The organism is Pseudovibrio sp. Ad46 (genome assembly GCF_001623065.1).
Taxonomy (GTDB): domain Bacteria; phylum Pseudomonadota; class Alphaproteobacteria; order Rhizobiales; family Stappiaceae; genus Pseudovibrio.
Map to the genome: position 1 here is coordinate 12,211 of NZ_LMCG01000040.1, position 21,306 is coordinate 33,516.

20 protein-coding genes and 1 pseudogene are annotated in these 21,306 nt (G+C 51.8%); 4 read left to right on the forward strand and 17 right to left on the reverse strand.

Translation table 11 applies throughout. From position 1 onward, the window contains the following. Window positions 1-93 precede the first annotated feature (93 nt). The 17 genes and pseudogenes from PsAD46_RS07065 to PsAD46_RS07145 all read right to left on the reverse strand — a co-directional run bounded on the left by PsAD46_RS07065 (window position 94) and on the right by PsAD46_RS07145 (window position 18,657). Window positions 94-1,878: an IucA/IucC family protein gene (locus PsAD46_RS07065; protein WP_084404359.1), complete on the reverse strand. Its 1,785-nt coding sequence runs from the start codon at window positions 1,876-1,878 to the stop codon at window positions 94-96. Then, a complete protein-coding gene (locus tag PsAD46_RS07070) occupies window positions 1,875-2,933 on the reverse strand; it encodes a GNAT family N-acetyltransferase (RefSeq protein WP_082831195.1) in 1,059 nt (352 codons plus the stop codon). Before PsAD46_RS07070 ends, PsAD46_RS07065 begins: the two co-directional genes overlap by 4 nt. Further along, window positions 2,920-4,713: an IucA/IucC family protein gene (locus PsAD46_RS07075; protein ID WP_193776923.1), complete on the reverse strand. Its 1,794-nt coding sequence runs from the start codon at window positions 4,711-4,713 to the stop codon at window positions 2,920-2,922. Before PsAD46_RS07075 ends, PsAD46_RS07070 begins: the two co-directional genes overlap by 14 nt. Before the next feature lie 85 nt (window positions 4,714-4,798). Beyond that, complete coding sequence (locus tag PsAD46_RS07080; protein WP_063305131.1) at window positions 4,799-6,139, reverse strand: SidA/IucD/PvdA family monooxygenase; 1,341 nt, start codon at window positions 6,137-6,139, stop codon at window positions 4,799-4,801. A 22-nt stretch (window positions 6,140-6,161) separates the two neighbouring features. Beyond that, complete coding sequence (locus PsAD46_RS07085) at window positions 6,162-7,343, reverse strand: MFS transporter (protein ID WP_063306477.1); 1,182 nt, start codon at window positions 7,341-7,343, stop codon at window positions 6,162-6,164. Window positions 7,344-7,870: 527 nt separating this feature from the next. Further along, window positions 7,871-8,071: pseudogene (locus tag PsAD46_RS28720) on the reverse strand (MerR family DNA-binding protein); the annotation flags it as partial. A gap of 605 nt (window positions 8,072-8,676) precedes the next feature. Continuing rightward, window positions 8,677-9,942 carry an NAD(P)/FAD-dependent oxidoreductase gene (locus PsAD46_RS07095; protein ID WP_063306478.1) on the reverse strand — a complete coding sequence of 422 codons (1,266 nt, stop codon included), beginning with the start codon at window positions 9,940-9,942 and terminating at the stop codon, window positions 8,677-8,679. A gap of 105 nt (window positions 9,943-10,047) precedes the next feature. Further along, window positions 10,048-10,749, reverse strand: a complete 702-nt coding sequence (locus PsAD46_RS07100) for a c-type cytochrome (protein WP_063306479.1) — start codon at window positions 10,747-10,749, stop codon at window positions 10,048-10,050. Further along, complete coding sequence (locus PsAD46_RS07105; RefSeq protein ID WP_063306480.1) at window positions 10,746-11,801, reverse strand: c-type cytochrome; 1,056 nt, start codon at window positions 11,799-11,801, stop codon at window positions 10,746-10,748. Before PsAD46_RS07105 ends, PsAD46_RS07100 begins: the two co-directional genes overlap by 4 nt. Beyond that, complete coding sequence (soxC, locus tag PsAD46_RS07110) at window positions 11,785-13,050, reverse strand: sulfite dehydrogenase (RefSeq protein ID WP_084404361.1); 1,266 nt, start codon at window positions 13,048-13,050, stop codon at window positions 11,785-11,787. Before soxC ends, PsAD46_RS07105 begins: the two co-directional genes overlap by 17 nt. Window positions 13,051-13,089: 39 nt before the next feature. Continuing rightward, the gene (gene soxB / locus PsAD46_RS07115) at window positions 13,090-14,772 is read right to left on the reverse strand and encodes a thiosulfohydrolase SoxB (protein WP_063306482.1); all 1,683 of its coding nucleotides are present in this window, start codon (window positions 14,770-14,772) and stop codon (window positions 13,090-13,092) included. A 138-nt stretch (window positions 14,773-14,910) separates the two neighbouring features. Further along, window positions 14,911-15,753, reverse strand: coding sequence for a sulfur oxidation c-type cytochrome SoxA (soxA, locus tag PsAD46_RS07120; RefSeq protein WP_063306483.1), 843 nt, complete (start codon window positions 15,751-15,753; stop codon window positions 14,911-14,913). 27 nt (window positions 15,754-15,780) lie between these two features. Then, a complete protein-coding gene (gene soxZ, locus PsAD46_RS07125) occupies window positions 15,781-16,110 on the reverse strand; it encodes a thiosulfate oxidation carrier complex protein SoxZ (protein WP_057463825.1) in 330 nt (109 codons plus the stop codon). A gap of 23 nt (window positions 16,111-16,133) precedes the next feature. Beyond that, a complete protein-coding gene (soxY, locus tag PsAD46_RS07130; RefSeq protein WP_063306484.1) occupies window positions 16,134-16,568 on the reverse strand; it encodes a thiosulfate oxidation carrier protein SoxY in 435 nt (144 codons plus the stop codon). A 128-nt stretch (window positions 16,569-16,696) separates the two neighbouring features. Next, window positions 16,697-17,155: a sulfur oxidation c-type cytochrome SoxX gene (gene soxX / locus PsAD46_RS07135; protein WP_057463823.1), complete on the reverse strand. Its 459-nt coding sequence runs from the start codon at window positions 17,153-17,155 to the stop codon at window positions 16,697-16,699. A 128-nt stretch (window positions 17,156-17,283) separates the two neighbouring features. Continuing rightward, window positions 17,284-17,856, reverse strand: coding sequence for a thioredoxin family protein (locus PsAD46_RS07140; RefSeq protein WP_063287073.1), 573 nt, complete (start codon window positions 17,854-17,856; stop codon window positions 17,284-17,286). Between the two features lie 63 nt (window positions 17,857-17,919). Continuing rightward, on the reverse strand, window positions 17,920-18,657 hold the full coding sequence (locus tag PsAD46_RS07145; RefSeq protein ID WP_063287074.1) for a cytochrome c biogenesis protein CcdA: 738 nt from the start codon (window positions 18,655-18,657) through the stop codon (window positions 17,920-17,922). A gap of 60 nt (window positions 18,658-18,717) precedes the next feature. Here PsAD46_RS07145 and PsAD46_RS07150 point away from each other — a divergent pair, with 60 nt between their 5' ends. The 4 genes from PsAD46_RS07150 (at window position 18,718) to PsAD46_RS07165 (ending at window position 21,250) form a co-directional block, all read left to right on the forward strand. After that, window positions 18,718-19,095, forward strand: coding sequence for a thioredoxin family protein (locus PsAD46_RS07150; protein WP_244272111.1), 378 nt, complete (start codon window positions 18,718-18,720; stop codon window positions 19,093-19,095). Window positions 19,096-19,159: 64 nt separating this feature from the next. Continuing rightward, complete coding sequence (locus tag PsAD46_RS07155) at window positions 19,160-19,666, forward strand: heme-binding protein (RefSeq protein ID WP_057463820.1); 507 nt, start codon at window positions 19,160-19,162, stop codon at window positions 19,664-19,666. 145 nt (window positions 19,667-19,811) lie between these two features. Further along, the gene (locus PsAD46_RS07160) at window positions 19,812-20,159 is read left to right on the forward strand and encodes a metalloregulator ArsR/SmtB family transcription factor (protein WP_063287076.1); all 348 of its coding nucleotides are present in this window, start codon (window positions 19,812-19,814) and stop codon (window positions 20,157-20,159) included. Window positions 20,160-20,197: 38 nt separating this feature from the next. Continuing rightward, window positions 20,198-21,250 carry a YeeE/YedE family protein gene (locus PsAD46_RS07165; RefSeq protein ID WP_063306485.1) on the forward strand — a complete coding sequence of 351 codons (1,053 nt, stop codon included), beginning with the start codon at window positions 20,198-20,200 and terminating at the stop codon, window positions 21,248-21,250. The last annotated feature ends 56 nt before the right edge of the window (window positions 21,251-21,306 follow it).

The following is a 21,306-nucleotide window of genomic DNA, read 5'->3' on the forward strand; positions in this document are numbered from 1 at the left end:
TGATCGCTTCTTGTTGGGTTCTAGCCAACTTCTTCATTGTCAGAAATTAGGCAGAGAGGCAGCTCTATCACATTGCAGAGCTGCCTTTTCATCTTAGCAGAGTAGGGGATTACTCAAATCCATACCAAGCGCAGGCAAGGGGCGTTCAGTGCTGTCACCATATCCAATTTCAAAACGCACCTTGTTGATGCACACTTTGGGAATGGTTGGTGCAAAGAGCTCAAATGTCTTAAAGCGCGCGTCATATTCCGGGTTGGCGGCAATATAGTTCTTCAGCGTACCTGTAAGAATTTGGTAGAAACATGCCTCAGTCATCTGCCCGGCTTGTGCCAGTGAAGATGACAGAAATCTGAGCACCGTGACGAAGTGAGCAGTTTGAATGTCATGTACAATGTAAGCTGGTGGCTTTGCTGGCAGTAGTGCGCGCAGTTCATCACTTAGATCGCACTGCTCAGGGTAAACCTCATTTACGAGATCGACATCTCCTTGCAAATCTTTGATTGCTATACCGACAGGTACGTTGTCTTCCAGGACAACTGTTATGTTTTGTCCGTGAGCAATAAAACCAAGCCCATATACGCAGAGCATGTGATAGAGCGGCACAACGGTGACTTCAAACAACTTTTGCAGCCAATCCGCTAAATCAAGATCTGCCTTTTGCGCGAGATGAGCAGTCAGGGGAATGCCAGAACCATCTTTGTGCAACAAGGCAGCGTAAAGATAAGCTTTGCGATTTGGTCCCACTTTGTAGTCTGCAGGTTCCCGCCAGATTACACCCAGAGTTTCATCATGCTGATAGGGAATATCGCGAAGCTGCTGGTAAAACGGATGGCGATACCATACACCGCGCAGTTCTTTTAGAATGATAACCTTATTCTTCAAGTGATCATCTGCTTGAACGATGCCATCCAACCACTCAGACAAGTCAGATCCATGAGCGATGTATTTTCCAGGAATTCCTCGCCAAGCGGAAGTATTCAGGATCGTCAGAGCAACCTTTACATCCGGGCTTTCAGGACGATCCAGACTGGTGAGTGTCCGCAAAGATGGGCCAGAAACATAACGTCCACCAAAACTACCGAGCATGATCAGGTCTGCTGTTTGTAGATCATTGATGTACGTTTGTTGGAGCACGTGATCCCATTGCCAGGGGTGTACAGGAACGAGACAGTAGCTTTCTAGAGTACCTCCTTTGCTTTTCAGAGTGTCCATTAGGTGCTCCATTTCAGTTGCGCCTAAAGTGTCTTTCAGAAAGCTTTTTTCTGCATGGATATCGCTATCGCTGATCTCGCAGTTCTCACGGCGAGCAGCAAGCCATAACAACTCGATCGGTTGCCGACTCTCCGGCGCAAAGCGGGCGACATCCTCTGCTCCCCAACCAAGGCGTCCTTTGTTTGCTACGGCTTTTGGGTGCCCTTCCAGCAGCGCGTGTAACTCATATGGTTGCATCTGGAGGAGCGCGTCAGCATCATAACCTTCGCAGGATTGAGCCAGAAATAAATCTTGGCGCAGAGTGTTGGACATTTCACGCAAAAAGGTGGCCAGTGTTTCCGGTCTCATTCCAAGTTCGGCCTGTGCATCCACTGAGAATTGAAGAGGAGACAATGGCAGTGTCAATGCGGGAGCCCGGGTGATACTGCCTGCATCCACCCAGAGGTTCCCCCAGACCATGGTTTGCGCCTGAAACGTGTAGAGTACACCTGAGGAAAGGCGTAACTCAAAAGTTTCGCCGCCAGTACAAGCAGGGTCTAACACTTCTTCATAAGTTAGTTCACTAAGTAATTTTGCGAGCGCTGTCTGGCAGACTTTTGGCCACAAGGGCGAGGGACACGTCGTGTCCGCCGCCATTGTGCTGCAATGCGATTTGTCGAGGGTCATAAACGAACCTCCCCAAAAAAACGCTCCCGCCGACAGCACATGAGTGCCGAGCGTTTATGCGGGAAATCGAATTCCATGAGTTTTTCATAGGCAAGAGAATCTGCGTAGGAGAGCAGTTTGGCGTTATCCACCCGGGGCTCACCCATTATGTTATCAGTCAGCGGGCAGTCCAAGAAAAGATAGTGTGTCAGCCCGCGCAACCAAGCGCCGGTTTTCACTTTTCCAAGGTGCCTGCGTTCGCCAATCAGGCCATGCCAGCCTCTGTCGTAACTTTGAGAGGCGTAATAGGGGCCAAGCCGATCCTCTCGCACCCAATAAGTTTCGAAGTAACCTGCTTCCTCACCATTAAAACAACCAATTAGTGGATAGGTGTGGGGTTTGGCCTGTGATGTTTCCAGGTATGCCTTCAGCTCATCTTTAGATTTTGCCAACTCCCAGAAATATGCGACACGACCATCGTTCATCCAGCGATGAAACCTGTCCAGATCACGGTCTATATCAACAGCACGAAATGATACGACAACGTCAGCAACGGGATCATAACGCTCGTAGCACAGCCCGATTGGATGTGGCGGTCTTAATGGATGATCCCGACCATCTGGCCCTTCGACCAAACCGGTGCGAAGACGGCCTGTGGATCTGTGAAGGAGCCAGAGCTGTGGGTTTTGATAGAAGCCGGAGCGATACACTTGATACTGCCCATTTGCTATTGCAAGAAATGGCAGGTCACGCGGATCAATAACGTCTGCAGGCAGGCTGATTTTTAAAGTTTCTATCTCTGGATGTGCTGAAAAGCATGCCTCCAGACACAGCAATACTGCCTCAAGTTTTTCTTCTTCAGAACCTTCTAAATAGAATGAAAAACTCAGGCTTGTCTCTGTCGCATTCTCCAAATGAGCACAAGCAAAAGCTTTGGTGTCTCGCAAGACAGTTAGCTGTCCACCATTCCAATCTCCGGATGTAACAACGCGAGCTAATCTGCAATCAGAGGAGCCATCATGTGTTTCATGGGCAATCGAAAGTGATGAGCCAATAGGCATCCTATGCAATGTCATCGTTATTTCTCTTGTTATTAAATGGGTTGGCTATTTTGAAGAATGTTGCGAGCTGGCCAGCTCCGTCGCCCGATGCTTCGTTTACGTTGCTAAGGCTAGTGCGATAGTTACCCTTACTGACCAATGTTGGAGAGGTCAGCAGATAGTCATAAAAGGCTGGATCGCCGGTTGTACTTTGAGCTGCAGCTTTAAATCTTCTGCGGAGCGTGTCATAGGCGCGGGCCTCGTCCATCAAGCCATCAATAACCAGAGTGCTCACGGTGTGGAGTAGGTTATTGACAATCACGTAATAGCAAAGAAGCTCATCACCAATCTCCGGGGGGACCACATTTTCAGCATTTTTGCCAATGTCAGGTACGTATGCAGATAGGACATCATGATGGGTCGTTAAGTGACCTGTCCCCTGACAATCCCTGACATAAAGATGAGCGGGCATACCATCTTTCAGTGCAATCATCATATTTTGCTGATGAGAGCCGAACAGGAGGCCATGTCTGGCGCGAATATCAAGCAGAGGCAGGATAGCCACTTCCATGAATGCATCCAGCCATCGTTCTGCCAATTCCTGAGGGGAGAGTGTTTTTTGCGCCGCCTGCCTATAAATTAAGTCACTAAGTGGGGATGGAGCACCAAGATGAGGTTCACATAAACTGGCGAGCATCGCAGGGCCGGTTTGTGTCGGTTCATGGAACGGGTTGTCCCGCAAGACTACAAAACTATCCTCCAATGCGCCGCCGTCTTCATCTTGCAGAGCAACATATCCGGGCTCAGTAAGGATGGTCAGATTTGGGAAATTATTTGCCAGCTTGTCCCCCAAGGGACCAGAGAGCAGCTCTGCCATCTGCACACCGCGTTCAACCTCCTTGCGAGCAAGTACTCTTTTTGAGTTTGTCAGCCGCATGGAAAGTGAAAACTTAAGCATGTACGGCGCCTTGAAAGCGTGTACTCCGCGCATTGATGCGGTTGCTGTAAATGGTTGGCCAGCTGACCCATAGGGTCTGAGAAAACCCTGCTGTATCCATCGGATAACTTGAGGACGAGCCAATAAACGTTCTGCCTGCCATGGGTGCCAGGCAAAAGGCACGTAACCTTTATCAACTTTGGTCCGCAGTGTTTCCGGCAAGGTTTCATCGCTTTTGGCAAGGTTCTGGCACATGTCAAAAGCAGTTAATTGCACACCAGAACCTGAAACCAGGATCGAACGATCTGCCAAGACCCAGAATAAAGGAAATTGCCCCTTTAATTCAGGCGATAACAACAAGGCATCGGCTTTGGCCAGCTCGTCTCTGCTACGTGGGTTTGGATGGGTCGGATGGCCGGAAATAAGCGCTTGCTCAGCGTCCTGAAAATTCCAGTTCTCTGCAGCATGAGGAGAGTTGTTGGCATCCAGCTCATAAGCTTGCATTTGAGCCTGATGACTATCCAACACCCTCGATAAAAGCATAAACTGCTTTTCGCTGTGCTCACCGCTGATTGTACTATCTGTAATAAGTGCAGTCAGCGCGCTCATGAGGCTAACAGGCTTGCAATGCCCCTCTCTGTTCCAGAGGTAAAAGGGCAGCTGTATTTCAAATCGAGCAGCCGTATGGTGAGGGACTTGCAGCAACAAGCGATCATTGTTTTGCAGAGGAAGACAAACTGTATCCTCACAAAAACATAAAAGCTCTTTTTGCTCGTGTGATAAAAAAGACCAGCCTGACCATTCGCGCAAGAGCGCATTTAAGAACGCACTTGCAGTGGCATGCTCAGCCCTTTGTAAAGGTGTCGGAGGTGCAGACACAGGACGATTGTTTGCCTGAGTGTAAACTAAGGTTTTGTTCATGGCGAACCTGATGAATAGAGCAATTAATGATTTAATCAGCGGTTCAGGCTGGTATGACCTGATTTAAGATTTCCGCTCGTGGCACACTTGGCCAATCGATTAATTCACTGTCGTCTTCCAGATCGAAGAGAGGCTCTCCGACAACAGCATTTAATATGGTTGCACTCCTCCACGTCATGAGGCTCATTTGCGGATCCACAATGCCGTGAGAGGAAAGGCCGAGATTTAACCCAAAAATCTGTAGGTTTCTTGGTCCGTCCCATTGCAATCGGTAGGATGCATCCAGTTCCGGCAGGCCATTTTCATCTAATGAAAGGCGCGGTAAGAGCGGCGTCATAAACTCCGGAAGCGCTGGTTTTGCCCCTGTCGCTAGTATGACCTGATCCACGTGCTGCGTTTCCGTCTGACCGCTGATTGTAGAGTTTGAGGTCAGCCGATAGCCGGTTCCCTGCTGTTCCATGGCTTTTACGTCCCGTCCCGGCAGCAAGGTGATGGTGCAAGGATCCGCGCAAAGATGCTTGCGGCGATAGATTTCTGCGTACAGCTCATCGACTGTGCTTGGGGTTAGGCCATCACTTGCGAGCTTCTGGTTTACCAATTCTTGTCGCTGGCTTTGCTTGGGCAGTGTCTGGTAGCTCTGAACATAAGCAGGTGTGAAAACCTGATCAACAAACCCACCTTCTTCGAGGGGGGAGAACCGGGGCAAATTGCTAATCCACTGGACCTCCAATGGAGCTGCTTGCGTATTTGTCAAAAGGTCCAGAACAATTTCCGCACCGGTTTGTCCGCCGCCAATTACTGCAATACGCTTACTTCTTGTCTGCCGTGCTTTGTTGAGGTAACCGCTTGCGTGAAAACAATTTTCACCCAAGTAAGAGGTCGCCCATTGTGGTACAAAAGGCTTCATGCCTGTACCCACAACAAGATTGGGAGTGTGCTCAACTCGTCCGTTTTCAAACGCCACAGAGAGCCGGTTGTCTTTCACCGAGACTTCCTGGGCAGTGTGGTTCCAATGAAGATGGTTCATCTTGCCAGCAGCCCATGCAAGATATTCATTAAACTCCACACGGGTTACTCCGGTGAAACGGCCAGCTAAAAAGTCATAGAACCTCTTCTTCTCAACCAGAAACGCCATAAACGAGTATGCACTGGTCGGTTGTACTGCTGTGACAAGGTCTTTCAAGAACGACGTTTGCAAAACAGATCGCGAAAACATCAATCCCTGATGCCAGCTGAATTCTGACTTGCTGTCAAAAAATGCTGCACGAATACGTGATGAGCTCTGTGCCAGTGCGGCAACACTCAGATTAAACGGCCCTATGCCTAGTCCGATCAGGTCATAAACTGATTGCGTGTTCTTCGGCATCTTGACGATCTGGGACATCTCAAGGCTCCTTTGTGTTCTGTTAAATATCAGAGGGACGCAAAGGTCGCGCAACTGGCTTGTGGCTGATCACGAACCCGGAGCCACCCACGCAAAAAACAAGTGCGATTAGGGCGGCAAATGAAAAAGTTAGGGTCAGACTCGCCTCTCCACCAAAGCCTCCAAGAAGGGAACCTGTGGCTAATCCGGCAAACTGAGCACAGGAAAGAGTGGTCGAACCTTTTGCTTTGAATGAAGCTGGCAATTGTTTCAGCAAATATACTGAATTAGTCGCTGAGAGCAGCGCTGCTGAGGCGCCAATGATAGTTGCACTCATCGCGATAAAAGGCAGCGTATGCGCTACGCAAAGCAGACTGAGGCCTGCCGTAAAGCTCATTGCGCTGGTGATTTGCACAATGCTTGTATGTTTGCGAAAGATTTGTAAGAGCCCCAATTGAGCAACCAATCCGCTTAGAACAGCAGCGGTAAGACAATAACTTGCAAAAGTGGTTGCCTCAGTTGAGTCCAGCTGCATGCTGTCTTTTATGAGCGGGCCCAGCAACACATATGTTGCACCAAGACACAATTGCAGGGCAAATCCAATCAAAAGTGCAGTTTTGGGAAGTGTGAAACGGTCTTTTTGCTCGCGGCTCTTTGGGCGTTTTATCGTTGCCGGTGATGACTGCTTGAATGCGAAAAATAAGCAAACCGCATAGACTGGAATTGGAGCAACAAGCGGAGCGGCTCCTCCAAGAAGCAAGAGCGGAGCTACAGCTGCATTTCCTGCAAGTCGTCCAAGACCTGTCATAGAACTCAAACGACCTATAGGAGCCAGAAGCTTGGAAGAGTTTTGCGTATTTCTTGCGAGTATGGCTTGAGTAAGCGGAAGGAGAGCTGGAACTGTAATGCTATAAGCAACTCGTGCCGTAATGAGGACAGCTAATCCGAGAAGAGGGGAGATTAAAGCATAACTGACTAGCAAAAAGCTGATTGCAATTGCAGACACGCTTAATACCGCGAAACTCAATATGATCCTCAAGGCACCGAGAGCTCCGATATATGCTTCTACCCGTCCCCAAGCTGGCAGGCTGATCGCTGTTGCCATCAAGCCTGTTCCTACAACAACCCCAATCATACTGAGTGTCAGATCAAAGGCGTCTTGCAGCAACGGCACCATGACCACCAGACACGCTTGATGGAATGTACTCGCCGCAATGGCAGGCATAATTATCGCAGGTTTAAACAATGGAGACCACTATTCTCAATACAATCAGGAGGTGTGTATTAAATATGAGTAATACATTCAAGTATAATTTTGCAACCGTTCTGTCAAGCTGATCCATCAAACATTGCAGGGCTTTAAAGAGAGTGTTTCTCTTGAAATACAGAAACTACCACGGTTGCATAGTTGAGACGCAGTGCAAGGTATTCGGCTAGGAAGCTACTGATTAAAAGCGATGAGCTGCCAGTGAAGAGAGAGGGGGTTTATGGTGTAAGTAACTTTTTTTGTTCTATTAAATGACATTGTATAGAACAGCTTCTTGTTGTTGATCAGCCAGTCAGTGTCTCTCAATAAGGCAGTTGTCCGATGTTAGTCATACTGATGCGTCAGCTTAATCATATTCGCGACCAGGTGTTCTTCGTCCGCACGCTCAGGTGGAAACCGCCGCTGCGTTGACCGATGTTGCACCAAAATACGGCAAATACGCTGCTTAAAAATCTTGAACCGACTACGCGCATGATCAATGCAAGCTACCAATGTGAGGAGGTCAAAGGTTTCCTGATACCGCTTCCTCCAAGATCAGCTTTGTTTGGCGCGCGGCCTGGGGGAAGTGTCCCGAGTTGATCTGAAATCTCTTTGATGGTGAAGCCAAACTCCTGTGCGACTAACGCAAATGACAGACGGCGGATGTCTGCACGCATAAAACGGCGCTGACCACCAGAATTGCGGCTGGCGGTGACGGCATTGCGCTCCTATGTGCGTTCGTTTGCGTTATTAGCGTTGGGACTGCGTTGCTATGTTTATACAGCTCACGAAAGTAGCTCTGGCAACACGTCAACGATAGACCGTGTTCTGTAGGATAACTCCCGCAAGCATCTGCTCTACACTGATGCCACGAAAAGGGGATAGAATTGATCTATCCCCCTATCTCAGATGAGGTCGGTGAAATGCTCTGGAATGCATGCCGGGGGTAAGTGATTTGAGCTCATTGAGTGCCAAGTGCAGTCATTTAACAACAGCACAACTCTACCCTGCCAGCTTGTGAGCTCCTCACATGTACGGTGATAGCGTGGCACCTTCCTGATACGTGTTCGAGATAACTGCTGTGGCTATCCTTCCACACCCAGCAAGAGAACCATGCCGCTCCGTGAATCTTCACCTCTCACAAGCCAATCGACACGTGCCCGCAGCTCTGAGAAATCGGTCACATCAAGCGTCCAACACATAAGCAGGTGTTCAACTCACTTCAGCCCAGTTCGGCCGCCATTAACAAGGTGCTCAGCAGTCCTTTCAGCATCACCTCAAACCCGCTGTGCACTCCGCAACTCAATCCCCATTACCCAAACATGTCCGCAGTCATGCCAGCGTACCAGCCGAGGCTTTCCTCAAAGGTTTGCTTGCGCAGGGCGTCGTCCTCGTTGTTTTGGGAGATGAAGCCATCCACTTTGGCGATCTTCTCATCCGTGGCCACATAGCTTGCGCCAACCTTCACGCCGTTGTCTGGTGAGATCAGCGACCAGCAGGTGTTGGAGAACCGTGGTTTGAAGGCGCGGGAGCCGGTGAGGGCATGACGGATCGCCATGGCCGCAGCTTTGGCCTGGCTGTTGGCAGAATAGCCGGACTTTGGCATGTCGCCGTTCTGGGTCGCATCACCAAGCACATGAATGTTTTCATCCATCTGGCTTTGCAGTGTTGCCGGAACGATCGGGCACCAACCCGCCTCGTTGGTCAGGCCTGCCTGATGTGCGATGCGACCAGCCTGCATCGCCGGGATCACGTTGCAAACATCCGCTTTGATGGTCTCGTCTTCCAACACAATTTCCATGGTGTTCGGGTCAACACGCTGAACACCTCCGGTAAACTCGTCGGTCAGCCAATCCACCATACCTGTGTAGTGGTTCTCCCAGCCTTCCATGAACAAGCCTTGCTTGGAGAACTTCTCCTTTGGATCAAGAATGAGGATCTTGGCAGTCGGGTTTCGCTGTTTCAGCACATGAGCAACCATGGAGACGCGCTCATAGGGGCCGGGAGGACAGCGGTACGGGTTGGGCGGAGCGACCATGGCAAAGGTGCCACCTTCCGGCATAGCCTCAACCTGCGCCTTCAGCAGTTGGGTCTGTGTGCCAGCTTTATAGGCGTGAGGCATCTTGGTTTGGCCAGTTACATCCCAGCCTTCAATCGCTCCTTTTACAAAGTCGATACCCGGAGACAGGACAAGGCGATCATAGGAGATGGCATCGCCGCCTGCGAGCCGAACCACCTTTTTCTCGCGGTCCACAGCAGAGGCCCAGTCATGCACGACGGTTACACCATACTCGCTGGCCAACGTGCCGTAGGAGTGTGCTAGCTTGGACATGGGCTGGAAACCGCCAATGGCCAGGTTGGAGAAGAAGCAGGTGTAGTAAGTACGGGAGGGTTCAATGAGGATCACCTCAATCGCACCATCAGAATCCTTGGCAATGTAGCGGGCAGCCGTCGCCCCGCCAGCACCGCCGCCAATGATGACCACACGGGGCCGCTTTTGCCCAAGGGCGATAGGAGAGGACAAGAGCGCCGCGCTTGCAGCTGCAGTCCCTAAAAAACGACGTCGGTTCAGTCTCATATGTCAATTCCTCCCCTAAAGCGTATGCCCGGAGGTATCTCCGGTTTTGATAGGAATACGCGTGAAAACAATTATTTGAGCAAAGCCAGTCAAAGAGGCCCGGCTCTAATGCAATTCTTTAAAATAAGCTGCCAGCGCAGCAATCTCCTCCTCCGAGAGCCGTTTGGCGATCATCTGCATGACGGGATGAGGTCTATGTCCCTTTTTGTAGGCCCGCAGCGCAATCACAAAGTCTGGTTGCGACCAGCCCGTGATGGAAGGGATCCCTTTGTCCGCTCCACTGGATTGATGGCAACTGGTACATTCGCCAGAAAGGTATTCGCCATACTCAGCATCTCCATCCAGATAAGTTTCTTCGTGAAGACTTGGAGCATCCTGCTGCAAAAGGCTGGCAGAAGCCTCTGGAATGTTGGCAGGGCTCACGGAAAACTGGCGTAGATAAGCGAGCAGATCAGAGCGATCCTTTTCCTTTCTCATTCCCCGGTAGTTCATGCGTGTACCGGAGACGAGGTTCTTAGGGTTTTGAATGTAGATGTTCAGCGTGTCGATTGTCCAGCGCAGGCCATCAGCGCCAGCACGCTTCATGGCCTTTGAATATGTCGCGCCTTCAATCGTTGCAGCCTTCCGGTCAAACACGCCATTCAGGTGAGGGCCTATGCGGTTCTTGGCATCCTTGCCAACATCGTGGCATCGCAAACAAGCATTAAACAGGCGTTCGCCGCGCGCAATATCCTGAGCAGAGGCAACCGAAGTTGCCCCTGACAGAAAGCCAAGTGTGAGGACGAGGGCAGGTATCAGTGCTCTCATTGGGAGTGGCTCTTCAGGAATTCGATGAGCGCAACGCGGTCTTTTTCCTTCTTCAAACCAGCGAATGTCATTTTGGTGCCCTTCACAAACTTTTTCGGCTTGGTCAGGAAAACATCCAGATTTTCGTCAGACCAGACAAGGCCGTCGCCATTGAGCTTTTTCAAGGCCTTGGAGTATTTGAAGCCGGAAACCACAGCGGCCTGCTGACCGATGATATCGTTTAGGATCGGGCCAACCTTGTTCTTGGCTTTTTCGCCAACCTGATGGCAGGCCTTACACTTTTTGAAAACCTTGGCGCCCTTCTTGATGAGTGCATCATCAAGAGCAACGGGTTCCGGAGCCGGCTCTGCAACAACTGCTGGTTCTGCAGAAGCAACTTCTTCAGCCTTTGGGGCTTCAGTCGCAGCTGCTGCTTCCTCAGCTGCTTTCGTCTCTTCCGGTGTCACATCTAGAACCTGAGCCCGTGCAGTGATCTTCACGTCCGCTTTGCAGTCTTTCATGCAGACTTCGCGCTTCTTGAAGACAGGCGACTCTTCGCGATCATCCATGTAAAAACCGTCTTCGTTTGGCAGGCGAACGGAGGTGAAGTTCTCCTGACTCAGCTCAAAGTCATCCTCAACAAGATCGTTGGCGTAAAGCAGGAAGGCCGTGATGGCGTAGACTTCATCTGGCTTCAAAGACTGAGCCTCGCCAAACGGCATGGCACGGTTCACATAGTCAAACACGGTTGAGAGATACGGCCAGTAAGAGCCGATGGTCTTAACGGGGCGATCGGATGTCAGCGTGCCGTCTCCGCCGGAAAGAACCGGCCAGCGATCAACACCCTCTGCGAAGTCTCCGTGGCACACGGCACAGCGTTCGGCAAAAATCTCTTCGCCTTGCTCCACGTTTCCGCGCCCGGCAGGCAATCCCTGGCCATCAGGGCGTACGTCAATATTCCATGCGGCCACTTCAGCAGGGGTGGCTGCACGGCCAATATTGAAAGAACCGGCTGTCGCCGCGCTGGTGAGCAGCAGCGTTCCAGTCGCAAGAACACTAAGAAATTTCAACATTTTCCGCCTCACCATTTTCGCCAACGTACCAGGTGTGGATTCCGTTGTTGTGGTAGATGGAGTTTTCGCCGCGAACAGCGCGAAGCTCGTTTTTCGTTGGCTGGATATAGCCCGTGGAATCATGCGCACGCGATTGCAGCAGCAGCGGCTTTCCATCCCAGTCAAACTCGAAATAGAAGCGGTGCATGGACTTGTCGAAGCTCAGGCCATCCATTCGGGCAGCATGCCAGTTCTTGCCGCCGTCCAACGTGATGTCCACGCGCGGAATGGTGCCGCGACCAGACCATGCCAGACCAGTCAGGACCGTATGACCGCTCTTGTGCAAAATAGGGGCCTGAGGGCTTGGATTGGTGATGATGGACTTACAGTCCATTTCCCATGTAAACCGTCGCGCCTTCCCGTTTTCCATCAGGTCGGTGTATTTGGAGGTCTCTTCCCTGTGGTGCCACGGCTCGTCGCCTACCTCGATGCGGCGCAGCCACTTGATCCACATATTGCCTTCCCAGCCCGGAACCACCAGTCGCAGCGGATAGCCTTGTTCGGGACGCAGCGCTTCACCGTTCATCTTAAAGGCAACAAGGCAGTCATCCAGAGCCTTTTGCAAAGGAATGGAGCGGGTCATGGCAGAGGCGTCAGCACCTTCCGGCATCAACCACTTGGCGTTGGTCTTCAGGCCAGCTTCTTCCAGCAGCAACCGCAGTGGAACGCCGGTGTACATCACGTTATGGATCATGCCATGGGTGAACTGACAGCCGTTGAGCTGCGCCCCGCGCCACTCCATGCCGGAGTTAGCTGCACATTCCAGAAAGTAGATTCGGTTCTCCCGTGGGAAGCGCAGGATGTCTTCCATGGTGAACACAAGCTCTTTGTCCACCAGACCGTTGATCATCAAACGATGCTGGGCAGGGTCAATATGAGCAGCCCCACCATGGTGGCGTTCAAAGCACAGGCCGTTCGGCGTGATGATTCCGTCAAGCTCATGTAGTGGGGTAAAGTTGATCGAACTCACGCGGTCAGCCGTCAGCCATTCCACAGTGCGCCGTTTCACATGCGCTTCATATTGCGAGGGCACGCCATAAGGCATGGCATCAACACCGTCTCCCAGCTCCTGCATCCACGGCTGCAGATTGGTGATGGCCGGGTCATTCGCCTTTGCCGGAAGCACAGCGCCAGTCAAGGCAGCGCCACTCAGCAAGGCCCCGCCTTTCAGGAGGTTTCGGCGGGTAGGTGACTTTAGTCTTTCACTCATGTCAATTACTCGTCATCTCAAAATCCGTAAGGGTTCGCCTCACACGCCTGTGACGCGAACGGTAGAATTGGGGTCCATTGTGATGGTGCCTTTGCGGCTGATGTAATCTTCAACCACCTGCCAGATCTCAGGCCCTTCGGTGTCCTCACCAACAGAGGCCCAGCCCGAAACCACGTAGGTCCTGGCAGGATCAATGGTCTCGCCGCTCTTCAGCAGCGTCATGTTGGAAACGCGCTCACCCACCGGTTTGGAAACGTCGATGGAGTAACCCATGCCGCCCACGCGCACCATGTCACCACCCTGCTGGTAGTAAGGGTCCGGGTTGAACAGGTTGTCGGCCACATCCTCTAGAATCTCATGCAGATACTGACCAGTCATCTCGGAGCGGTAAGCATTTGGGTAAGTCATGCTGGTAGCGTTGTGGATGTCTTCGCGGGTGATGTTGTCACCTGGCAGCAGGGAGGGGCCCCAGCGGAAGCCCGGAGACAGCGCAATGTCCGCTTCCCGCTCCTCAATCAGCGCCTGACAGATAAGGTCATCCCACGTGCCGTTGAAGTTGCCACGGCGATAAAGCAGGCTGTCTGTGGTGCCGATGACTTCTTCCAGCTCCTCCTTGAACGGCGCGCGTTCTTGATCAATCAGAGCCGCCATCTCAGGGTCTGGTGCGATCACATCAGAAAAGACTGGGATCAGCTTGTAGGTGAAGTCTTTGATGCCGTTCTTGTCCACGTCCAGATCCAGACGGGACACAAACTTACCGTTAGAACCAGACGCGATGATCATGGTCTCGCCAACCTTCACCGGCTCCGGCACCGCATCATGGGTATGGCCGCTCAGGATCACGTCAATGCCGGAAACCTGCTGCGCAACCTTGCGGTCCACATCAAAGCCGTTGTGGCTGAGCAGCACAACAACATCAGCGCCTTCCTGCTTCACTTCCGCAACCATCTCCTGAATCCGAGCTTCACGAATGCCGAAGGAAAGGTTCGGGAACATCCAGCCCGGATTGGCGATTGGCATATAGGGGAAGGCCTGACCGATCACAGCAATCTTGGCCCCGCCGCGCTCGAAAATCTTGTAGGGTTCAAACGCCGGTTCGTCCCACTCATTGTCAAAGATGTTGGCTCCCAAAAACGGGAAGGGCAGCTCCTCAACGATCTCGTTGACGCGGTCAATACCGTAGGTGAACTCCCAGTGGGAGGTCATGGCATCCGGCTTGAGCGCGTTCATCAGGTTGACCATATCCTGACCTTCAGTGCGCAGCGCAGTCATGGACCCGTGCCACGTATCACCGCCATCAAGGAACAGCGCATCAGGACGTTCTGCCCTAATCGACTTCACAATGGTCGACACCCGGTCCAGCCCGCCCATCTTACCGTAACTGCGGGCCAGCGAGACAAAATCCTCAGAGGTGAGGGCATAGGCTTCCGGCGTTCCGGTCTGATAGTTGAACGCGCTCAGTAAATCCTGACCGGTGATGTGTGGCAGCAATCCCTTTTGGGCACCCACACCAATATTCACGGAGGGCTCACGGAACCAGACCGGCTTCACCTGAGCATGACAATCCGTAAAGTGGATGATGGTCACGTTGCCGGTGGTTTTGGAGTCTAGAAGTTGGTTCTGTGTCAGGGACTGGCGTGCAGCCAGCACTGGAAAATTCCCAGCCCCAAAAATAGCGGCTGCAGCGACACCAGCTTGCAAGAAATCACGGCGCGAGATCATCTCCGCACCCTCCGTAGGTTATTAGAATTTCGAAAATTGTTTTAGATCAGGAGGTTGCTGCATAAGAGCAACCTCCAAAATCACTATTTAGCATGAGCGAATTCTTATCACTTGATTTCTCAATCAAGTGGAATGCGCCTAGTTACGAACAGATGGGGTCTCGACTGAAAGTCCCATCCCGCGAGATGTTACATAAGCTTCCAGAGCAATGAACTCATCACTTCCGCGCTTGTAAGGCTCAGCTCGCACCTGATCCATGCAGCCTTTAAACCGGCGGTGAATGGACCCAAGCCCACCCCATTTCAGACGATACACCGGGAACCCGTTGATCTGACCCTGACTCAAATGGTCAGCACGGATCATGTTGCCGTAATTGTCTTCATGGCAGTTGGCACAGGCCATATTCAGCAGGCCAACACGGGTGTAGTAAAGCTCTTCACCCTTCTTGACCCAGTCTGCAATTGGTCCGTCGGTCTTTATAGCGACTGGCATGCCACGGGATTGCAAACCGATCAGAGCCGTCATGGCCAGCATCTCGGCGCTCTCCCACTTCCACGGCTCTGCTCCCTGATGTGTCTCGATAGACGCATTGATCAGCATTTCCATGGTGGCTGGCTTGCCCATCTCGTCATTCCAGCGCGGCAACTTGGTTCGCAAACCGGTAAAGTTATCCGCATCTCCATGACAATCCGCGCAGGATTGATTGGATTTTCCGGCGGGCGTTTCCCAAATTTCCTCTGCATACTCAATGGCGACAAACGCTGGATTCTCGAAATCATCCATTTGCAGTGCCTGAGTTTCAGCAGAGCGAAAACGCCAACCTGAAATCAGCTCGTCCAGTGGATGGTCATCCGCCGGAACAGCAGTGGTTGCAATTGTTTCGCCATCGATGACAAGTTCGCGTCCGTCATCAGCAAGCGCAGCAGTGCTAAGTGTGCCGAAAAGAAGCCCCCCAGCGAGTATTGAAACCGTCCTTTTCATACCCTTCTCCTCCCAAAGAATGGCTGCCTAGGCGACCGTGATTTTCTTTTCCATGTCGTAGACCGAGCCGTCATCATCCGTCCATTCAAACCGAACCGCTCCAGACTCTGGAATCCGCATCTGAAACTCGATGTAAGGGTTCGCAGAAACAGAAGGTTCAATATCTGCCATGAACACGGGCTCGCCATTGAAGCTGGCAGCAAACTTATTGATGATCTTGCGTGGAATGGTTTCGCCGGTTTTCTTGTCCTTGCGCTGACCAGATTCCATCGGATGCGAGATCAGTGTCTTGATGGTCACGACCTCGTTTACGCTTGCCTTCTTAGGCACTTTGACGCGTGGTTTTACCTTTGCCATGTGTTTCTCAATGCCTTTTCTGATTAACCGCCACAGCCACCGATGGTGACCTTGACACTACGCTTTGTCATGATGGCGGACCCGTCCGGCATCTTTGCAATGGCGACAATGTCCTGCGTTTTCGCAAGGCGAATACGGGTCTTGGCTTCCTGAGCACCGGAAAGAGCGCTGAAATGGAATGTCGCAACACCCGGGCTCGGGTTGCCTGCTGCAAGCAGCATGATGGAGGCTGCACCCGGCGCAGACACTTCAATCGGAACAGTATTTCCGTTTTCAGCAATCTCTGGCGCACCAATGGTAATGTCACCGCTTCCCGGCTTTGTGCCGCCAGTGAACTCCACAATTGCATCTTCAACAGCATTGCCTGCTGCAAACGCCGGCGCGGTAAAACGCAGTGTCGTCAGAGCGGCTGCGCCTCCCACTGCCAAACCAAGCGCTTCACGTCTGGTAACAGTCATTAAAAATCCTCCTTGGAGCGTATCTCCCCAACAGGCGCTGAGCACTCTTTGGGAAAATACGCTTAAGCAATAATTCTGAGCGTGATGCGTAACCGGTCAGCAACGCAGCACGCTCAAGGCAAACGCGCCTATTCTTTCAAAGTCGCCAGATAAGCGACGATGTCTTCAACTTGTTCTGCTGAAAGAATGGTCTTTCCCGCAAACTTCTTTGCCACGCGGTTCAAACCTTCGCTCTTGTAGAAGGCAGGCATAATGGTCGCTTCCCCGAAGACTTCCTTCGAGTTGACAACAATCGCCCGCAATTCCGCTTCGGTATAGGTGTCTCCGATACCCTCAAGGTACGGACCTATCTCTCCGTGGAATTGCTCTTCAGCAAGATCATCATTCGCGTGACAGGCAAGGCAGTTTCCCAGTTTCCGATTGGCGAACCATTCCCGTCCTTTGGCTGGGTCACCAACTGCACCGGTCAAAGACACCGGCACTGCTGCCTCGACAAATTGAACGTCACCTGGAGCAACAACTCCGGCAACGGCACTTCCTGAAATTAGCAGCGTTGCAGCCGCTATAGTTTTGGCAATCGCCTTCATTGCTCCCTCCCAATTACAGCGATTCAATATTTTTATGCTACTCAGATACGTAGAAACACTCAACTTAAAATTCACATAATTGAATATGTTAATATATCGACCTTAGTCTAAGTAGTTGAGTGAAAACGCTATTCTGAGGCTGCTTTTTGTTTCAAAAATTCACGTGCATGAAATTTTTGAAAATGTTCTTCGCCCTCATAGCCCTTCTGTTTGACCCAGCGGAGCATGTTGAGGGTGGTCCATTTTCCAAATGAACCAGGCATGGTCTGCACAGAGGCAGTCCCTGCTGTTTTGCCAGTCCCAACCTCTTCAGGCAGGAACAGGAAGGTGGGCGTGAACACAACGCCCCAGCGACGTGCGATGTTCTTCTCGGTTTGAACTTCCCCGTCGAAGTCCGTCACCTCTTCATCGCCAAACAGGTTCATCTGAACCACGAAGTAGTTGTCTTCAATGAATTTGCGAACCTCCGGATCGCTGAAGACATTCTTATGCAAGCGCGAACAGTAAATGCAGCCGCGTTGCTCAAAGAGAATGACCATGCGTTTGCCTTCTTCATTGGCAGCGGCAAGGTCCTCTCTAAGGTCTTTGAAGGTAAGGCGAAGCCATGGCTGTTTGTGGAGACCGTCCTCTCCAACCTCAGCAAAGCTCAGTGTCATGCTGGCGAAAATCATCGCTGCAGCAAGCATTAATTTTTTAAGCATCGATCCCTCCCATAACGCACCGCTCCCAAGAACCCCTCTATGGTTTCAGGACGCGGAAACGCCTCAGCTTAAAGATGTTAACCCTGGCGCATACTCAATCATTTGCTCTGCAATCCAGGAAACGGTGTTCGTCCCAATCAACACCGCAAAAATAATCAAAAGCACGCCCATGCCCTTTTCGATGGCACCAAGGTACTTTCGAAAACGGCCCATGAAACTCAGGAATGGCTTTGAGAAAACAGCCGCCAGAATGAACGGCAGCGTCATGCCAACCCCATACGCAAACAGCAGCAACATGCCCTGAGAAACATCATCACTGGCGCCAGCCGTGAACAAAATAGTTGCCAGAACCGGACCAACACAGGGCGTCCAGCCAAAGGCAAAAGCCAGTCCCACAAAGTAAGCGCCAATGATTCCAGCCGGAGCCGAAGAGCTGTCGAGCCGGGCTTCTCTCAGCAGCAGGTTGAGCCGGATGATGCCGACAAAATGCAGGCCGAGAATGAAGATGACAGCAGCAGCCATGTAGCGCAGCACATCAAACCAGTCTCGCAGCAACTGGCCGAAGACCGTTGCCGTTGCACCAAGGCCGACAAAGATTGTCAGAATGCCGGCAGCAAAGAAAAACGACGTAAAAACAACACGTCGCTGGATGGCAGGGGTCACCCCGTCACCGGAAAGCTCGTTCATTCCAATACCTGCAATGTAGCAAAGGTAGAACGGCACAATTGGTAAAATACAAGGCGATAGGAACGAGAGTAACCCCGCGCTCCCCGCCGCAATGATAGTTAGATCTGGATACATATGGGCACTTGCTAAAAACACATTCTATTATTAGAATATTTAGATATCATAGATTTTAAAATGTCAATCGTGGATATCATGAGCAATTTTGGTTGGATCTCATTTGTCATTTTCGCCCTTCTTTTCAGCAGCGCTCAAGCGGCTGGTTCGACCATGAAATTGCTCATGGTCGAGGACGAAATCTGTCCTTGGTGTGAACGCTGGGAAGAGGATATTGGTGGCGCCTACGGCAAAACAGAGGAGGGGCAAAAAGCCCCTTTGATGCGGATGGATATTGATGATCCGATTCCCAAAGACGTGACCCTGAAAGGAAAGGCGCGGTTTACGCCAACCTTCATCCTTTTAATTGACGGCGCCGAAGTCCAGCGGATTGAAGGTTACCCGGGAGAAGACTTCTTCTACCCCGCCCTGAACCAGATGCTTCAGTCTGCTCAATAACAATATTGAAAAGAAATTCATCTTTCCCGGCCAGTCCGGGGCATAATTCAGTTGGGAGAACTCCATGAAATCATTCATCACAGGGGCGGCATTGCTCGCAATGTCCGCAGGCTTCAGCATTGCGCAGGCCGAAGATGAATCCGCCTTTGTCAGCTTCAAGTCATTGAAGCCGGAAATCGCCATGAAGCTTGCCGTCGCCACCATGGAAGCCTGCCGTGAAGGCGGCTATCAGATCTCTGCTGTTGTCGTTGACCGCTTCGGCCAGACACAAGCGGCAATTCGGGATCGTTATGCTGGCGTTCATACAGTCGACACAGCACGCGGAAAAGCATGGACGGCTGTCAGTTTCCGCGGATCTACACTGGAAATTCAGCAGGAGATCAAGGCAGGCAATCTGTCGGCAGGTCTGCGTGACATCCCGGGTGCTGTGGCACTGGGTGGTGGCCTCCCAGTCGAATCTGCAGGTGCTATTGTTGGCGGAATTGGTGTCTCCGGTGCGCCCTCTCCAAAAGTTGATGAGGAATGTGCCCAAAGTGGCCTAGAGGAAATCTCGGATTTGCTGGACTTCTAAAAGGTAATCGCCGTGCAATGGTTGAAAAATGATTGCATTCAGCGTATGCCACCACTTCAAAGGTGTGCTGCAAGGTCAGCTTTAATTTATTCAACTTTAGCTGACCTTGCCATTCCGTTCCGACTGGTCTGCAGGATTTGGTTTAATGGCTATACCCATGATTGAACGTGGGATGAAAGAAGAAGACATCGAGCGCATGGTCGGCCATGCCAAAGATGCAACTGATTTCCTGAAAGCATTGACACACGAAGGCCGATTGATGATCCTGTGTCATCTCGTTACGGGCGAAAAGTCTGTAACAGAGCTGGAGCAGCTTCTGTCGTCTCGTCAGTCTGCGGTCAGTCAGCAACTTGCACGTTTGCGCCTGGATGGTCTGGTAAATTGCCGAAGGGACGGCAAGGCAGTCTATTACAGCCTGAAGGATGAACGCGCAGCTCGGGTCCTGGACCTGATTTTCGAGTTGTTCTGCACCGAAGAAAACAGCGATAAGTAATATTTAAGCTCCGGCGTTTTGGTCTTGGGAGGGATCAAATGTCCGAGGATATTCTGGCGGCACTCGCAGGCCTTGCGGGTGGTGTTTTGCTTGGCCTTGCTGCACGTCTTGGCCGCTTCTGCACACTTGGCGCAATTGAAGACGCCCTTTATGGCAAAGAATGGCTGCGCATGCGCATGTGGGCCTTCGCCATTGCCATCTCCATTGCATCAACGTTTTTGCTGGCGGATCTTGGTCTGATTGCGCTGGACCAAACCATCTATCTCACCCAAAGCTGGAACCCGCTCGCCTGCATCGTCGGCGGCCTGATGTTTGGCTATGGCATGGCCATGGCTGGCTCCTGCGGTTTTGGCGCTTTGGCACGCTTGGGCGGCGGAGATATGCGGTACTTCGTGCTCTCTCTGGTGATCGCCATTTCAGCGGCTATGGCCGTGGGTGGCCCAACAGCTTACTTGCGTGTGTTCCTGTTCCCGACCGAACTCTCAGAGGCAAGCTCAACAGGCATCGCGCACGCTCTTGCCCAACGGCTGGAGCTTTCCGAACTGACAATTGCCCTGGTCATTGCCGGAGCCATTGGCCTTTTCGCTGTCAGCAACAAAGAGTTCCGCCAAAGTCCAAAGGCCATTATCGCTTCATTGACTGTTGCTCTTGCGATCCTCCTCGGCTGGGTTGCAACCAGCTATCTCTTTGAAGAAAGCTTTGAAGAAGTTGCAGTGGCCAGTCACTCCTTCACAGTCCCGGTGGGCGATACCCTCATGTATCTCATGACCGCATCTGGGGGTGGTCTGTCTTTCGCCGTGGGCTCAGTCTTCGGGGTCCTCAGCGGAGCATTCCTTGGCTCACTCATCAAAGGCCATTTCAGATGGGAAGCCTGTGACGACCCACGCGAACTCAGACGCCAGATCCTTGGTGGTTTTCTGATGGGCACTGGCGGCGTGATTGCTCTGGGCTGTACCATCGGGCAGGGCATATCAGCCTTCTCAACACTCGCAGTCAGCGCACCTGTTGTCATGCTCTCTATCATCGCCGGAGCAGCAATCGGGTTGCGTCAGCTCGTTGTTGGCTTTCAGTTTGCCTTCTGGAAGCAGTAACCGGACGCTGTGTTCGCAGTGACTTGTGCACAAAGATGGCCTTGGAGTAAGGCGCC

What these genes read in the sequence shown, in the direction of transcription:
- PsAD46_RS07085 (WP_063306477.1), bottom strand. Translation starts at nt 7,343, where the DNA reads ATGCCTGCCATTGCGGCGAGTACATTCCATCAAGCGTGTCTGGTGGTC.
- PsAD46_RS07070 (WP_082831195.1), bottom strand. Translation starts at nt 2,933, where the DNA reads ATGACATTGCATAGGATGCCTATTGGCTCATCACTTTCGATTGCCCAT.
- PsAD46_RS07150 (WP_244272111.1), top strand. Translation starts at nt 18,718, where the DNA reads ATGTCAATCGTGGATATCATGAGCAATTTTGGTTGGATCTCATTTGTC.
- soxX (WP_057463823.1), bottom strand. Translation starts at nt 17,155, where the DNA reads ATGAAGGCGATTGCCAAAACTATAGCGGCTGCAACGCTGCTAATTTCA.
- PsAD46_RS07140 (WP_063287073.1), bottom strand. Translation starts at nt 17,856, where the DNA reads ATGCTTAAAAAATTAATGCTTGCTGCAGCGATGATTTTCGCCAGCATG.
- soxC (WP_084404361.1), bottom strand. Translation starts at nt 13,050, where the DNA reads ATGAGTGAAAGACTAAAGTCACCTACCCGCCGAAACCTCCTGAAAGGC.
- soxB (WP_063306482.1), bottom strand. Translation starts at nt 14,772, where the DNA reads ATGATCTCGCGCCGTGATTTCTTGCAAGCTGGTGTCGCTGCAGCCGCT.
- soxZ (WP_057463825.1), bottom strand. Translation starts at nt 16,110, where the DNA reads ATGGCAAAGGTAAAACCACGCGTCAAAGTGCCTAAGAAGGCAAGCGTA.
- PsAD46_RS07155 (WP_057463820.1), top strand. Translation starts at nt 19,160, where the DNA reads ATGAAATCATTCATCACAGGGGCGGCATTGCTCGCAATGTCCGCAGGC.
- PsAD46_RS07065 (WP_084404359.1), bottom strand. Translation starts at nt 1,878, where the DNA reads ATGACCCTCGACAAATCGCATTGCAGCACAATGGCGGCGGACACGACG.
- PsAD46_RS07160 (WP_063287076.1), top strand. Translation starts at nt 19,812, where the DNA reads ATGGCTATACCCATGATTGAACGTGGGATGAAAGAAGAAGACATCGAG.
- PsAD46_RS07165 (WP_063306485.1), top strand. Translation starts at nt 20,198, where the DNA reads ATGTCCGAGGATATTCTGGCGGCACTCGCAGGCCTTGCGGGTGGTGTT.
- PsAD46_RS07100 (WP_063306479.1), bottom strand. Translation starts at nt 10,749, where the DNA reads ATGAGAGCACTGATACCTGCCCTCGTCCTCACACTTGGCTTTCTGTCA.
- PsAD46_RS07095 (WP_063306478.1), bottom strand. Translation starts at nt 9,942, where the DNA reads ATGAGACTGAACCGACGTCGTTTTTTAGGGACTGCAGCTGCAAGCGCG.
- PsAD46_RS07145 (WP_063287074.1), bottom strand. Translation starts at nt 18,657, where the DNA reads ATGTATCCAGATCTAACTATCATTGCGGCGGGGAGCGCGGGGTTACTC.
- PsAD46_RS07080 (WP_063305131.1), bottom strand. Translation starts at nt 6,139, where the DNA reads ATGTCCCAGATCGTCAAGATGCCGAAGAACACGCAATCAGTTTATGAC.
- soxA (WP_063306483.1), bottom strand. Translation starts at nt 15,753, where the DNA reads ATGAAAAGGACGGTTTCAATACTCGCTGGGGGGCTTCTTTTCGGCACA.
- soxY (WP_063306484.1), bottom strand. Translation starts at nt 16,568, where the DNA reads ATGACTGTTACCAGACGTGAAGCGCTTGGTTTGGCAGTGGGAGGCGCA.
- PsAD46_RS07105 (WP_063306480.1), bottom strand. Translation starts at nt 11,801, where the DNA reads ATGTTGAAATTTCTTAGTGTTCTTGCGACTGGAACGCTGCTGCTCACC.